This window comes from Ruegeria sp. CH11 (genome assembly GCF_056537105.1).
The window spans coordinates 64,769-78,281 of the sequence record NZ_JBQFQX010000009.1 but is presented as its reverse complement, the minus strand read 5'-3'; the positions used below and the strand labels follow the sequence as shown (position 1 = coordinate 78,281).

Sequence of the window (13,513 nt, the reverse complement as noted above, 5' to 3'; positions counted from 1 at the left end):
CGTTGCCTCGCAAAGTGCAAAGATGTCATAAAACGTTAATTGTCCGGCACCACTCAGCTATCAGCCACTTTCCGGGCAAGCTCGCGTAAAAAGGGTAGGGCAGTCGCGTGAGCCTTTTGGATTCCTATCGCATGAGATTGCGGCGCAAGCGCCGTCTTTTGCGTTGTATCCGAAAACGGCGCGAACTGGTGTCGGTCAGAAACAATACATCTGCAATCCGCCGAAATGACGTGCTTTTGACCAGCGTCATTCGCAACGAGAAAATCCGCCTGCCCCATTTTCTGGACTATTACCGCAAGCTGGGGGTCAGGCATTTTCTGTTCGTCGACAACAACAGCGATGACGGCTCTGCCGAGTTTCTGGCGCAGCAGACGGATGTCTCGCTCTGGCGGGCCAGGGCAAGCTACAAGCGAGCCACATTCGGGGTTGATTGGGTCAACTATCTTTTGCGCAGCCATGCCCATGGTCATTGGGTTCTGACCGTCGACCCGGACGAGTTCTTTGTCTACCCGTTCTGCGACACCCGACCCATCGGGGCGCTGACAGATTGGCTGGACGATACCGGCGTTCGCAGCTTCGGCACCATGCTGATTGATATGTACCCCCGCGGCCCGATCGAGGAGACGCCTTATCACGAGGGGCAGGACCCGTTCGAGATTGCGCCGTGGTTCGATGCCGGGAACTACATGATTTCGCGCAATCCGGCCTACGGCAATCTTTGGATACAAGGCGGCCCGCGCAGTCGCGTGTTTTTCCAGGACTCTCCGAAAACCGCTCCGGCGCTTAACAAGATCCCATTGGTCAAGTGGAACCGGCGCTACACCTATGTCAGTTCGACCCACGCGCTGCTGCCGCGAGGGTTGAATCAGGTCTATGAACAGAAGGGTGGCGAAAAAACGAGCGGCGCGCTGTTACACGCCAAGCTAATCGACACCCTGGGCGACAAGGCCCAAGAAGAGATGGCGCGCGGTCAGCATTACCGCGCATCGGGCGAATATCGCGCCTATGCCCAGCAGCTTGAGACGCGGCCGGTATTCTGGAACAAGTGGTCCGAGAAATACATCAACTGGCGACAGCTTGAAATTCTGGGGCTTATGTCCAAGGGAAACTGGGCATGAGCAGCCTGGGCATCGTCATGCTGGTTCATACGGCGCTGGACCGGGTCGAGCAGGTAGCCCGCCACTGGACCGCATCCGGATGCCCCGTTGTGATCCATGTGGATCGCAAGGTGCCCAGACCCGATTTTGCCCGCTTCGTGAACAGCTGCGGGGATGATCCACTCATCCAGTTTTCGGAACGTCATGTCTGCGATTGGGGGCGGTGGGGCATCGTCGCGGCCTCACAGTCGGCTGCTGGTCTGTTGCTGGACCGGTTTCCTGACGTGCGCCATGTCTTTCTGTCTTCGGGCGCGTGTCTGCCCTTGCGGCCTGTCGAGGATCTGATCCGGTACCTGGCCGATCGGGAACGCGTCGATTTCATCGAAAGCGCAACCACCCGCGACGTGACCTGGACTATCGGCGGGCTGGATCTTGAACGCTTTACCCTTCGGTTTCCATTTTCATGGCGCAAACACCGCAGGCTGTTTGATACCTATGTGCGACTGCAACGGGCGCTGGGCATCCGCCGCTCGATCCCCGAGGGGCTGGTTCCTCATATGGGCAGCCAATGGTGGTGCCTGACGCGGCAGACCCTGTCGGCAATCCTGCAGGATCCCAAGCGCAAGGTTTACGATCGCTATTTTCAGAAGGTCTGGATACCCGATGAAAGCTATTTTCAAACGCTGGCGCGGTTGTATTCCACCCATATCGAAAGTCGGTCACTGACCCTGTCGAAATTCGACTATCAGGGGCGGCCGCATATGTTCTACGACGATCACCTGCAGGTGCTGCGCCGCTCGGATTGTTTTGTCGCACGCAAGGTTTGGCCGGGTGCTGACAGGTTGTATCAGGCGTTCTTAACAACACAGGCCGGTGCCATGAAGCCAGCCGAACCCAATCCGGGCAAAATCGACCGGCTGTTCGCCAAGGCCGTCGAGCGGCGCATTCGCGGGCGGGACGGATTGTACAATCAAAGCCGGTTTCCCCATACAAATACCGGTTGCGGCCTGACGGCCCACCCCTACTCGGTTCTTCAGGGATTCTCGGAACTGTTCGAGGATTTTGAGCCGTGGCTGACCAACGCCACCGGCGCCCGCGTCCATGGTCACCTTTTTGCACCGGATCGTGCGATGTTTGCCAGCAATGAAACCATGCTGAACGGTGCGCTAAGCGATTGTGCCACCTTGCGCGACTATAATCCGCAAGCGTTCCTGACCAACCTGATCTGGAACACCCGGGGCGAGCGTCAGTGTTTCCAGTACGGACCGGCGGATTGTCAGAAGATCAACACGTTTTTTGCGCGTGACAAGAATGCTCAGATCTCGGTCATTACCGGTGCCTGGGCGGTTTCGTTGTTCCGGTCGAACCTGAACTTTGCCGACATCCGCGCCGAAGCCGCGCGTTTGCAACAGATTGAAACCAAGCAGATAAAGACGCTCAGCACGCTCAGCGACAAGGCTGACATCCGTATTTGGTCAATGGCGGAATTTGTCGAAGCTCCTATGGAGCCTTTGCAGGCCGTGATCGACGATATCGGTACGTCACAGCCCAGCCATGTGACCGAAGCGCCGACAATGGTGGATTTGACCGGGTTCGGTAAATTTTTGCAAAACCTGAAGAACCAGGGGATGCACCCCTATCTGATGGGGGACTTTCCGGTTGATGATGTGTTTGGCGCGCAGAGCAAACCGTTCCGCAAACCCTATCTTGTGAAATAAGGCGCGATGACACCGGATTTCGACTATTTCATCGTGCTGGCGGATATGCGCACAGGCTCGAACCTGTTGGAACAGCACCTGAATGCGCTGAACGGTGTCACCTGCTATGGCGAGGCGTTCAATCCTTACTTCGTCGGCCTGCCAAAACTGTCCGAGATGCTGGGCTTTACCCCCGAAACCCGCGACCCCGATCCGATTGCGCTGATCGACGCGATCCGCGACGCACCGGGTGAGTTGAACGGTTTCCGGTTCTTCAGCACCCATGATCCAAGGGTCTTGGAGCCCGCATTGGAAAACCCTCGCTGTGCTAAGATCATTCTGACGCGCAATCCGCTGGACAGCTACATTTCGTGGAAGATCGCCGTTGCGACGAAACAATGGCGTCTGGTGAATATCAAACAGCGGCGCGATGAAAAGATCACCTTCGACGCCGATGAGTTCGCAGATGAGGTCAACCACCGCACCGCGTTCCTTCTGCGGGTCCAGAACCATATGCAAAAGACCGGGCAGACACCGTTCTACATCAGCTATGACGACCTGAACGATCTGGATATCCTCAACGGCTTGGCCAAATGGCTGGGGGTCAGCGCGCGACTGAAGGGGTTGGAACAACATCTGCGGCGTCAGAACCCCGCGCCTGCCTTGTCCAAAGTCAGCAACCCCGAGGATGTCGAAACAGCAGTCTCAGGGCTTGACCGGTTCAATCTGCACCGGGTCCCGAACTTCGAGCCCCGCCGGGGCCCCGCCGTGGCGCGCCATGTCTGCGCGCCCAGATCGCCGCTGATGTATCTGCCAGTTCGGGGCGGGCCAGAGGCGTCGGTTACGCAATGGCTTGCGGAGCTGGACGGGGCAAAACCCACTGATCTGTTGACCGAGCGTAGCCAGAAACAGGTGCGACGCTGGATGCAGTCCAATTCCGGGCACCGAAAGTTCACCGTGCTACGGCATCCGTTGGCGCGTGCGCACAGTGTTTTCTGCACGAAGATTCTAAGCACAGGTCCCGGCGCTTACGTCAAGATTCGCAACATGATGCGCAACCGGTACAAGTTGCCGATCCCTGCCGAGGTCGAAGAAGGAAGCTATACGCGGGACCAGCACTATGCTGCTTTTTCGGCCTTTGTGGAGTTTCTGCAAAGCATCCTCAGCGGCCAGACCCCGATCCGGGTGGACGGGTTGTGGTGTGCGCAGGCGCAGATGCTTGAGGGGATGGCCTCTTTTGCGTTGCCCGATCTGATCCTGCGCGAGCAGGACCTTGCAACGGCCCTACCCGATCTGGCGCGGCTGATCGGGCATAGCCATCCGCCGCAACCGATACCCGAAGACCCCGATACACCTTTTACGCTGGCGCAGATCTACGACGCCAAGCTTGAAGCGCTGGCGCGAAAAACCTACCAGCGCGACTATGTTCAGTTCGGGTTTGACGATTGGGAGCCGCCTATGGACGAAGGGTGATAACTGTGCCTTCGTTGACCATGGAATAAATCTCTTCCATCTCGTCATTCTTGACCGCAATGCACCCGGCCGTCCAATCCGAGGTCTTTTTGGCGCGCTTGCGTTCCGAACGGCGATTGGGCTGACCGTGGATAAATATATCCCCACCGGGATCGACGCCCGCGGCCTTGGCATTGGCGCGGTCTTCCATATTTGGGTAGGAAATGCCCAGCGACAGGTGATACCTGCTGCGCGGGTTGCGGCGGTCGATCAGGTAAGTGCCTTCGGGCGTCCGGCCATCGCCCTTGCGGGTCTTGGTACCAGCCGGGGCAAAGCCCAGATCAACCTTGTATTCCTTCAGTATCTTCTCGTTATGCAGAAGATACATTTTACGCGCGCCCTTGTTGATGACCAACGAGGTCACCTCGGGCCCGTTATAGCTGAGAAATCTGGGGTTTGCTGAGGCACATGCCGAAAGGCTCAGCGTGGCCATTGCCCCTAATCCAAATGCTCGACGATCCATGTTTTCACTGCCTGCTTCTTTTTTTCTGCATTATGCCAAAAATCAGAAAAACTGAAATCACTTTTTGCTGTGCTCCAGCTGGACGATGCGGCGTTCGATGCTTTCCAGCCGCTCCAGCACCTCATCACGGTAGGCATCGGTCTTGACCTCATCCTCGGCATGGTGCGCGTCTTGCATCGAATTAACGATCAGGCCAACCAACAGGTTCACGACCGCAAAGGTGGTTACCATGATGAACGGAACAAAGAACAACCAGGCGTAGGGGTAGACCTCCATCACCGGGCGTACGATGCCCATTGACCAGCTTTCCAGCGTCATGATCTGGAACAGCGTGTAAGCCGACAGGCCCAGATCGCCGAACCAGTCGGGAAAGGAATACGAGAACAGCTTGGTCGAGATCACCGCGCCGATATAGAACAGGATCGCCATCAGCAGGAACACGCTGGCCATGCCCGGCAAGGCCGAGATGAAACCTTCGACCACCCGGCGCAGCCGCGGTGCGACCGAAATGACGCGCAAAACCCGCAGGATACGCAGCGCCCGCAGAACCGACAGCCCTCCTCCACCCGGGATCAGCGCGATACCAACGATGATGAAATCAAAGACATTCCAACCATTGGTGAAAAACCGGTGTCTGGTCGCAAACAGCTTCATCACGATCTCGGCCACGAAGATAGCAAGACAAATGCCGTCGAGAAAGACAATGGCCGGGCCGAAACGCTCCATCAGACTGGGCGCGGTTTCCATGCCCAAAAGCACGGCGTTGACCAGAATCACGCCCGTGATGAAACGAGCAAAACCCGGATGTTCCACAAATCCCTGCACCCGTTGCCTGAACCCCATTCCGGCCCCTTCCCGTTCGATCATTGTTTTTTCGCCAGCCGGAAACTGGCTGCCAGTTCCGTGTGCGACGACCACCGAAATTGGTCAACCACCTGTACCCATTCAAGTGTGTAACCTGCACTAACCAGAGTTTTTGCGTCTCGCGCGAAAGTGACCGGATTGCACGAGACATATGCGATGACTGGCGGTTTGGCCTGGGCAAGCTCGGTCACCTGCGCCTCGGCCCCGGCACGTGGCGGGTCCAGCACCACCGCGTCAAAGCGTTTGAGTTCATCCGGCATCAGCGGACGGCGGAACAGGTCACGGGCCTCGGTCGTCACCCGCTTCAACCCCTGCGCCATGCGCCAGCCCTGATCCAGCGCCTGCGTCATCTCGGCCTCGCCCTCAACAGCGTGTACCTCGGCGGATTGCGCCAGCGGCAGCGAGAACGTGCCGCTGCCCGCAAACAGATCAACGACCTGTTTACGACCCTGGACGATCTCCAAAACAGCTTGTGTTAGAGCCTGTTCACCGTCCTTTGTGGCCTGTAAAAACGCGCCAGGCGGCGGGGTGACTTTTGCGGGTCCAAACTGCTGTAGTGGAGCGTGACGCATGGCGATAACCTCTCGGTCCCAGGTCAGCCGCGCCAGCCCGTATTGCTCGGTTGCCTGGGCCAATGCCAATTCCAGAGGCCCGTCCAATGGCTTGCCGCCTTTGACCGACACATCCAGTCCGGTCTCGGACAGGGTCAATGTTACGGCCAAAACGCCCTTGCGGCTGCCGCCAAGCAGGGCCAGCGCCTCGGCCACGGGGATTGCGTCAATCAGAGCAGGGTGCAGAAGATGGCAATCCGGGATCTCGGTGATCGTATCGGACGCGCGCCCGTGAAACCCGGCCAATGTGCCCTTTTTGGTGCGCCGCACCGCGATCGTGGCACGGCGGCGCGACTTTGTGGGTGAGGTGTGGATCGGACGCATGGGCGCATCAAGCCCTTGTGCCGACAGCGCGGTCCGCACCACCCCGACCTTCCAGTTCGCGACAAACTCGTCCGAGGCATGCTGCAACTGGCAGCCGCCGCAGGCCTTGTAGTGTCGGCACGGTGCTGTGACCCGATGGTCCGAGGGCGTTTGAACCCGAATTTCGGTCAACAAGTTGCCGACAACCGTACCACTAACCACCTCACCGGGCAGGGTCCGGGGCGCATAGATGGGTCCGTCGGCAATGCCGTCGCCTTGATGGCCGAGGCGAAGAATGGTGATGTCCTGCGTCATGGCTGGCCTGATAACGGGCCGGGCGCAGTAACAAAACCCTTATTCGGCGGCCTCGGTTTGAATGAAACCACCGGACTGGCGATGCCAGAACCGGGCATATAGCCCGTTTTGTGCCAGCAATTCGTTATGCGGACCATTCTCGACGATCCGCCCCTGTTCCAGAACGATGATCCGGTCCATCTCACTGAGCGTCGACAATCGGTGTGCGATGGCCAGCACCGTCTTGCCTTCCATCACCCGATGCAGCGCTGTCTGAATCGCCGCCTCAACTTCGGAATCCAGCGCCGAGGTCGCCTCGTCCAGCACCAGAATCGGCGCGTCCTTAAGGATCGCGCGTGCCAAAGCTATGCGCTGCCGCTGACCGCCGCTCAGCTTGACGCCGCGCTCGCCCAGATGCGCGTCATACCCCTTGCGCCCGTGCGCGTCCTGCAAGTCGGTGATGAATTCATGCGCCTCGGCCTTGTGGGCGGCGGCGATCATTTCTTCCACAGTCGCGTTCGGGTCTCCGTATAGGATATTGTCCCGCGCCGAGCGGTTGAACATCGCGGTTTCCTGCGTGACCATGCCGATCTGCGCGCGCAGACTGTCCTGCGAGACCGCGGCCACATCCTGACCGTCGATCAGAATAGCGCCTTTTTCCCTGTCATAGAGCCGCAACAGCAACGAAACCAACGTCGATTTACCGGCACCGGACGCGCCGACAATGCCCAGCTTTTCGCCCGGTTGTATCGTCAGAGTCAGATCGGCCACGCCGCCCACATCCCGCCCGTATGCGAAGCTGACATTCTGAAACGCGATACTTCCGTCGGGTACGGTCAGGGTCGGCGCGCCCGGCGTATCTTCGACGCGATCGCGTCTGGTCAACGTCTTCATGCCGTTTTCGATCTCACCCACATTGGCGTAAAGCCCCATCAGCGTGAAACTGACCCAGCCGGTCATCTGCGAGATACGGACAGCAACGGCTCCGGCGGCCACGATATCGCCCGCGGTCGCGCTTCCAGCCTGCCACAGCAACAGGGTCGCGCCCAGCAGCAGCACCGGCAGGACACCGGCCAGGGTCATCAGGATGAACCGGAAACTGGCCGACAGCTTGCCAAAGTCCAGCGACCTTTCGCGCAGCTCGACCATTGAATCCCGGGCCGCCTGATCCTCGAACGCAGAATGCGCAAACAGCTTGACCGTCTTAATATTGGTGATCGTATCCACCACCTGCCCCGTGACCATCGCCCGCGCCCCCGCGCGCGCGGCCGAGCGCAGCCTGATACGCGGCAGATACCACCGCACCAGAAGGAAATAGACGACAAGCCAGGCAGCGAAAGGCAACATCACCAGAGGGTGAATAGACCCTAACAAAAGCAATGATCCGGCTAGCGAGGCCAGAGCAAAAACGATCGCGCTGATCGTCTCGGACACAACCTGCGTCATCGCGCTTGAAGTTTGCATCTGCTTTTGTGCGATCCGCCCGGCAAAATCGTCGTCGAAATATGTCACCGACTGACCCATGGTCCAGCGGTTCAACTTGGCCAACACCAGCGGCGGGATATTGGGCATGACGATATAGTTGTTCGATACCGAGGACAGCCCGAACAAGAGCGGGCGCAGCAGCATGAAAAATGCGACCGCGCCCAGGATCTTCCAAAGGTTGCTGACGGTCAGGAAATGCTCGGGCCCGCTGGCTGTGGCGATGTCAATCACGCGGCCCAAAATCCAGGCGGTACCTGCCTCCATCGCACCGGCAATGGCTGAAAAACATGCCGCTGCAAACAGCATGGGCCACGCCCCCGACAGGCACCAGAGGATAAACGCCCCCAGCGTTTGCGGCGGGGGCGTTTCGGTGGATCTGAAAGGTTGGATCAGATCGGCAAGTCTCATTCAGCGGCCTCCGGGTTCATAAAGCCACCTGATTGCCGCGCCCAGAACTGCGCGTATAGGCCGCCCTGCGCCAAAAGGTCGGCATGTGCCCCTTCCTCGACGATGCGACCGCTATCCATCACGAGGATACGATCCATCTGCGCGATGGTGCTCAGGCGGTGAGCGATGGCGATAACGGTCTTGCCCTGCATCATGCCGTAGAGCGTCTCCTGAATCGAAGCTTCGACCTCGGAGTCTAGCGCAGACGTCGCCTCATCCAAGAGCAGGATCGGCGCATCTTTCAGAATGACCCGCGCCAGCGTGACCCGCTGCCGCTGACCACCGCTCAGCTTGACGCCCCGTTCACCGACATGCGCGTTGTACCCGGTGCGGCCCTGCGGGTCCTGCAGGTCAAGGATAAATTCATGCGCCTCGGCCTGCTTCGCGGCGGCGATCATCTGCTCTTCGGTGGCATCCGGACGCCCGTACAGGATGTTGTCGCGGACCGAGCGGTGCAGCAACGCGCTGTCCTGCTGAACCATACCGATACAGCTGCGCAAACTGTCCTGCGTGACGCTTTCGATGTTCTGACCATCGATCAAGATCGCGCCCTGTTCGACGTCGTAGAACCGCAAAAGCAGCTTAACCAGAGTCGATTTTCCCGCCCCCGAACGCCCGATCAGGCCAATCTTTTCGCCGGGGTGAATGGTCATATCGATATGATCCAGTCCACCGGTCTTTCGCCCATAGTGATGCGACAGATCGCGAATTTCGATACGGCCCTCACCAAGTTGCAGGGGTTTGGAGGCAGGGGCATCCAGCAGGTCGATCGGTTGGGCAATCGTTTGCATCCCCTCGGCGACCACGCCAAGCTCGCGGAAGAAGCTGGTAAGCGCCCACATGATCCACCCGGTCATGGCATTCAGGCGCAGCGTCAGCGCCGTCGCAGCAGCGACCACACCGACCGAGGCGCTGCCCTGCATCCACAGAACAATCGCCCAGCCGACCACGCCGACGATCAGAAGGCCATTCAAGCTGACCAGGGCCGCATCCATGATCGTGAAAATCCGCATTTCAACCTGAAACGTGCGCCGGGTCTCCTCGATCGCCTCACGGGCATAGTCCAGCTCTTGCTCGGCGTGAGCGAACATTTTGACGGAATGAATGTTGGTATAGCTGTCCACAACCCGGCCTGTTACCGCGCTGCGCGCGTCAGAAGCCGCCTGCGAGGCTGGCCCGACACGCTGCACGGTCCACCGCACCAACAGCCCATAGAGCGCAAACCAGATCAGCAACGGCAACAGCAGACGCGGGTCCGCCGCCATCAGCAGGATCGCCGCGCCGATCATATAGGCAATCGAGAACGAGATCGCGTCAAACACCTGAAACACGGCCTCGCCCGCCGCCGGCGGTGTCTGCATGATCCGGTTGGCAATCCGCCCGGCAAAGTCGTTTTCGAACCAGCCAACCGATTGACGCAGCACATGTTTATGCGCCCGCCAGCGGATCAGCGTGCCGAAGTTCGGCAGAATTGTATTGTTCAGCAGCAGCACGTCCACGATGTGCAGCAAGGGGCGTAGCAACAGAACAAACGCGGCAACCCACAGCAACTCGGTGCCATGCGCCTGCCAAACCTCGGCCGGAGGGCCGGTCAGCAGGTCAACGACACGGCCCATATAGTAGATCAGGCCAACCTCGACAGCCGCGACCACGATGGAAATGAGCCCCGCCCAGAAGAACACCCGAAAGAACGGACGGGAGTAATCCAGCATGAATGGCCACAGTTGTGTCGGCGGCGTATCGGTTTCACGATAGGCGACAAATGGGTCAACGAGGTTTTCGAAATAGCGAAACATGGAGTTTGCTCCGATTGAGCGGAAAATAGACATGCGAAGAAGAATGGCGCCAAAACACCACCCTTTACGGGGAAAGTGCCCTGGCTTTAGCCGAACCAGATCCCGTAATACATTCGCATTCCTCCATCCATGTGACAGGCGCAGACTAGCCATAAAAAATCAGCTTTGTCATCCCCTTTTGAGACTTCGACTTATTCCGCCAGCAATTCGTCGCGCGTCAGCGAAAAATCCGACGCGATCCAACGCGCCTCAAGTTCGGCCAGTTTCCTGCCCAGCGCCGGACCGGTGAATTCGGGGATCAGATCCTGCGCCTTGATCGGAAACCGCGCAGCGGCGCCGGTTTTCAGTGACTTGGCCATCTGAGGCGACCACGGCTGTTCCAGAAAGGCACATCGCAGCAACGTCTCGTGCAATCCGCCCTCGGCCCCGTAGCGAAAGCCCAGTTCGGCGATATTCGCTGTTCCGGCAGCCTCGTCGCGCATCCGCGTAAGACGCTGCATTTGTGCCCGGCTCAGGCGTAGGGTCGCGGCCACCCCGGGTGGAGCGATGGCGGCCAAGCGGCGCACCGGGTCGGGGGCGGCGCCTGCATCACCTTCGAGCTTGATCAGGATGGCCAGCGCCCGGTCATCCGCGCCGGGCAGGATTTGCGCCAGAACCCCGGCCTGCCGCATCGCCGCGACTGATGGCGCGGGGTCGGGGGCACCCAGCAGCTTTATCAGCTCGGCCCCAACCCGTTCGCGTGACAGCCCGGTCAACCCGTCCAAATGCGATGCAATAGCTGAAAGCGCATCCGCATCGAACCCCGCCTCAGCGTCCCCGTACCAGGCGTGAAAACGGAAATACCTCAGCGAGCGTAGATAGTCTTCGCGAATACGGTCCTGGGCTGATCCGATAAAGCGGACCCGCCGCGCTTGCAAATCCGGCAGACCGCCCAGCGGGTCCAGAACTTCGCCGTCTGCGCGGGCATAAAGCGCGTTCATCGTGAAATCGCGGCGGGCGGCGTCCTCTTCGACCCGATGGGAAAAGGCGACAACCGCTCGGCGGCCGTCGGTTTCAACATCACGGCGGAAGGTTGTGACCTCGTGCGGGATGCCATCACTGACCACCGTGATCGTCCCATGGTCGATCCCGGTTGGAATCGCCTTCAGCCCCGCATCCTCGGCCAGAGAAATGACCTGATCCGGGTGCGCATCCGTTGCGATATCGATATCTGACACAGGGGCGCTCAACAGCGCGTTGCGCACGCATCCACCGACGAACAACGCTTGCGCGCCCGCAGTCGTCAGCGCGGTGCAAACGGCCTGCGTGGCGGGTTTGCCGATCCAGTCTTCGGTGATCCGTGTCATTCCCTTACCCGTGCAGCCAGCCCCCGCAGAATTCGCGCCGTTGCGCCCCAAATGTAATAGGGACCGTACGGAACAGCATAATAGTAACGCCTTTCGCCACGCCACCGGCGCGACTCGACCACATAATTCGCCGGGTCCAGAACATGTGCAAGCGGGACGGAAAAGACCTCGTCGACTTCGCCCGGTTCCGGGACAGGATCAAAGGGGCGGTCCAACACCGCAAGAACTGGCGTCACCGAAAATGAGGTGACGGTTTCATGTGTCGGCAGATGGCCGAGAATTTGGGGCATCTCGAGAGGCAGGCCGATCTCTTCCTGCGCTTCCCTCAACGCCGTGGCGGAAACATCCGCGTCGCCCTCGTCCTGCTTGCCGCCGGGAAAGGCGATCTGGCCCGGATGGTGTTTCAAGGCCGAAGACCGTTTGGTCAGAACAAGCTGCGGCGTCGCGCCGGTCAGCTGGATCGGGACAAGAACACCGGCAGGGCGCAGCTTGCGCCCTGCGGGCAGAACCACCCGGGGGTTGAGGTCAAAATCGCTTGACCCATCGCCGGGGCGGTTCAATGCCGCCGTCAGAACCGAAACCGTATCAGGCACTGTCCGTATCTTCAGCCTCGAACCCGACGGTGCTGGGGTCCAGCACATAATGCGCGCCACAGAACTGGCAATCTGCGGTAACAGTGCCCTCCTCGGTGGTCATCTTCGCGATGTCCTGTGCGGAATAGATCGACAGGCTTTGGCGCACGCGTTCCTCGGAACAGGTGCAGCCGAACTGCACCGATTGCGCATCGTAAACGCGGGGCTGTTCCTCGTGAAACAGACGCACCAGCAGATCTGTGGGCGCAATCGAAGGCCCGATCAGCTCCAGATCATCCACCGTATCCAACAGGATATTCACGCGACCCCAGTTTTCGCCTTCTTCGCCGTCGACCAGATCGGCGGCGGTCAGGATCTCGCCAGACCCCTCACCCGACGCCGCAAACGGCGAGGCTTTGGGCATGTGCTGCAGCATGACACCACCCGCGCGCCAGTGCTCACCCACACCGGGTTCGGTCGATTTTCCGAAACTCAGCGAGAACCGGGTCGGCAATTGCTCGGACTGCGCAAAGTAGGCCTCGGCACAGGCGCTGAGCGAACCACCGGCCAGCGGCGTGATCCCCTGATAGGGCTGGGTGCCCTCGCCCTGATCGATCATGATCGCAAAATACCCCTCGCCCACCTGATCAAAAGGGGCGGCGTCGGTCAGGCGGTCCCGGTCAAAGCTGGCATAGGCGCGAATCTTTGCGGGCTGCCCGTCTTCTTGCGGCGCATAGTAATCGGTCGCGATCATCCGCACCGCACCTTTGGACTGAACCTGCAGGGACAGTTTCCAGCGCAGCGAAATGGTCTGGCCGATCAATGCGGTCAGCAGGGCCATCTCGGCCACAAGCGCCTCGACCTTCTCGGGATAGTCGTGTTGCTTGAGGATGCCGTCCAGCACACCGTCCAAGCGGGCCACGCGGCCACGCATGTCCGATACATCCAGTTGAAAGGGCAGGACGGTGTCGTCCCACGCGATTTTCGTTCCAAGAGACATGGGGTTTCCTTACACGCCACAGGTTG

General features: G+C 59.6%; 11 protein-coding genes. 3 read left to right on the top strand and 8 right to left on the bottom strand.

Annotated elements, in window-relative coordinates; genetic code table 11:
* Positions 1-131 precede the first annotated feature (131 nt).
* Genes ACR0LX_RS14845 through ACR0LX_RS14835 form a run of 3 tightly spaced genes read left to right on the top strand, consistent with a single transcriptional unit; the run spans position 132 to position 4,267 of the window.
* A complete protein-coding gene (locus tag ACR0LX_RS14845; protein ID WP_480784434.1) occupies positions 132-1,118 on the top strand; it encodes a glycosyltransferase family 2 protein in 987 nt (328 codons plus the stop codon).
* On the top strand, positions 1,115-2,815 hold the full coding sequence (locus tag ACR0LX_RS14840) for a DUF5927 domain-containing protein (RefSeq protein ID WP_480784376.1): 1,701 nt from the start codon (positions 1,115-1,117) through the stop codon (positions 2,813-2,815). Before ACR0LX_RS14845 ends, ACR0LX_RS14840 begins: the two co-directional genes overlap by 4 nt.
* Positions 2,816-2,821: 6 nt before the next feature.
* A complete protein-coding gene (locus ACR0LX_RS14835; RefSeq protein ID WP_480784375.1) occupies positions 2,822-4,267 on the top strand; it encodes a sulfotransferase family 2 domain-containing protein in 1,446 nt (481 codons plus the stop codon).
* Here the strand turns inward: ACR0LX_RS14835 and ACR0LX_RS14830 are convergent.
* The 8 genes from ACR0LX_RS14830 to hslO form a co-directional block, all read right to left on the bottom strand.
* Entirely contained in the window at positions 4,251-4,769 is a 519-nt protein-coding gene (locus tag ACR0LX_RS14830; protein WP_480784374.1) for a L,D-transpeptidase family protein, read from the bottom strand. The two genes, ACR0LX_RS14835 and ACR0LX_RS14830, sit on opposite strands and share 17 nt — an antisense overlap.
* A gap of 57 nt (positions 4,770-4,826) precedes the next feature.
* A complete protein-coding gene (locus tag ACR0LX_RS14825) occupies positions 4,827-5,612 on the bottom strand; it encodes an ion transporter (protein ID WP_480784433.1) in 786 nt (261 codons plus the stop codon).
* Between the two features lie 20 nt (positions 5,613-5,632).
* Positions 5,633-6,862, bottom strand: coding sequence for a class I SAM-dependent RNA methyltransferase (locus ACR0LX_RS14820; RefSeq protein ID WP_480784373.1), 1,230 nt, complete (start codon positions 6,860-6,862; stop codon positions 5,633-5,635).
* 39 nt (positions 6,863-6,901) lie between these two features.
* The gene (locus ACR0LX_RS14815) at positions 6,902-8,734 is read right to left on the bottom strand and encodes an ABC transporter ATP-binding protein (RefSeq protein WP_480784372.1); all 1,833 of its coding nucleotides are present in this window, start codon (positions 8,732-8,734) and stop codon (positions 6,902-6,904) included.
* Positions 8,731-10,569, bottom strand: a complete 1,839-nt coding sequence (locus ACR0LX_RS14810; protein ID WP_480784371.1) for an ABC transporter ATP-binding protein — start codon at positions 10,567-10,569, stop codon at positions 8,731-8,733. The genes ACR0LX_RS14815 and ACR0LX_RS14810 overlap by 4 nt, the downstream gene beginning before the upstream one ends.
* 191 nt (positions 10,570-10,760) lie before the next feature.
* Positions 10,761-11,915 (bottom strand): CCA tRNA nucleotidyltransferase, encoded by a 1,155-nt coding sequence (locus ACR0LX_RS14805; RefSeq protein ID WP_480784370.1) that lies wholly within the window; start codon positions 11,913-11,915, stop codon positions 10,761-10,763.
* Positions 11,912-12,556 carry a CoA pyrophosphatase gene (locus ACR0LX_RS14800; RefSeq protein ID WP_480784369.1) on the bottom strand — a complete coding sequence of 215 codons (645 nt, stop codon included), beginning with the start codon at positions 12,554-12,556 and terminating at the stop codon, positions 11,912-11,914. Before ACR0LX_RS14800 ends, ACR0LX_RS14805 begins: the two co-directional genes overlap by 4 nt.
* Positions 12,501-13,487: an Hsp33 family molecular chaperone HslO gene (gene hslO, locus ACR0LX_RS14795; RefSeq protein ID WP_480784368.1), complete on the bottom strand. Its 987-nt coding sequence runs from the start codon at positions 13,485-13,487 to the stop codon at positions 12,501-12,503. The genes ACR0LX_RS14800 and hslO overlap by 56 nt, the downstream gene beginning before the upstream one ends.
* Between the last annotated feature and the right edge of the window lie 26 nt (positions 13,488-13,513).

Coding starts and splice junctions, on each gene's coding strand:
- ACR0LX_RS14835 (WP_480784375.1), top strand. CDS start 2,822: ATGACACCGGATTTCGACTATTTCATCGTGCTGGCGGATATGCGCACA.
- ACR0LX_RS14800 (WP_480784369.1), bottom strand. CDS start 12,556: ATGTGCTGGACCCCAGCACCGTCGGGTTCGAGGCTGAAGATACGGACA.
- ACR0LX_RS14825 (WP_480784433.1), bottom strand. CDS start 5,612: ATGGGGTTCAGGCAACGGGTGCAGGGATTTGTGGAACATCCGGGTTTT.
- ACR0LX_RS14830 (WP_480784374.1), bottom strand. CDS start 4,769: ATGGATCGTCGAGCATTTGGATTAGGGGCAATGGCCACGCTGAGCCTT.
- ACR0LX_RS14815 (WP_480784372.1), bottom strand. CDS start 8,734: ATGAGACTTGCCGATCTGATCCAACCTTTCAGATCCACCGAAACGCCC.
- ACR0LX_RS14845 (WP_480784434.1), top strand. CDS start 132: ATGAGATTGCGGCGCAAGCGCCGTCTTTTGCGTTGTATCCGAAAACGG.
- ACR0LX_RS14840 (WP_480784376.1), top strand. CDS start 1,115: ATGAGCAGCCTGGGCATCGTCATGCTGGTTCATACGGCGCTGGACCGG.
- ACR0LX_RS14810 (WP_480784371.1), bottom strand. CDS start 10,569: ATGTTTCGCTATTTCGAAAACCTCGTTGACCCATTTGTCGCCTATCGT.
- ACR0LX_RS14820 (WP_480784373.1), bottom strand. CDS start 6,862: ATGACGCAGGACATCACCATTCTTCGCCTCGGCCATCAAGGCGACGGC.
- ACR0LX_RS14805 (WP_480784370.1), bottom strand. CDS start 11,915: ATGACACGGATCACCGAAGACTGGATCGGCAAACCCGCCACGCAGGCC.
- hslO (WP_480784368.1), bottom strand. CDS start 13,487: ATGTCTCTTGGAACGAAAATCGCGTGGGACGACACCGTCCTGCCCTTT.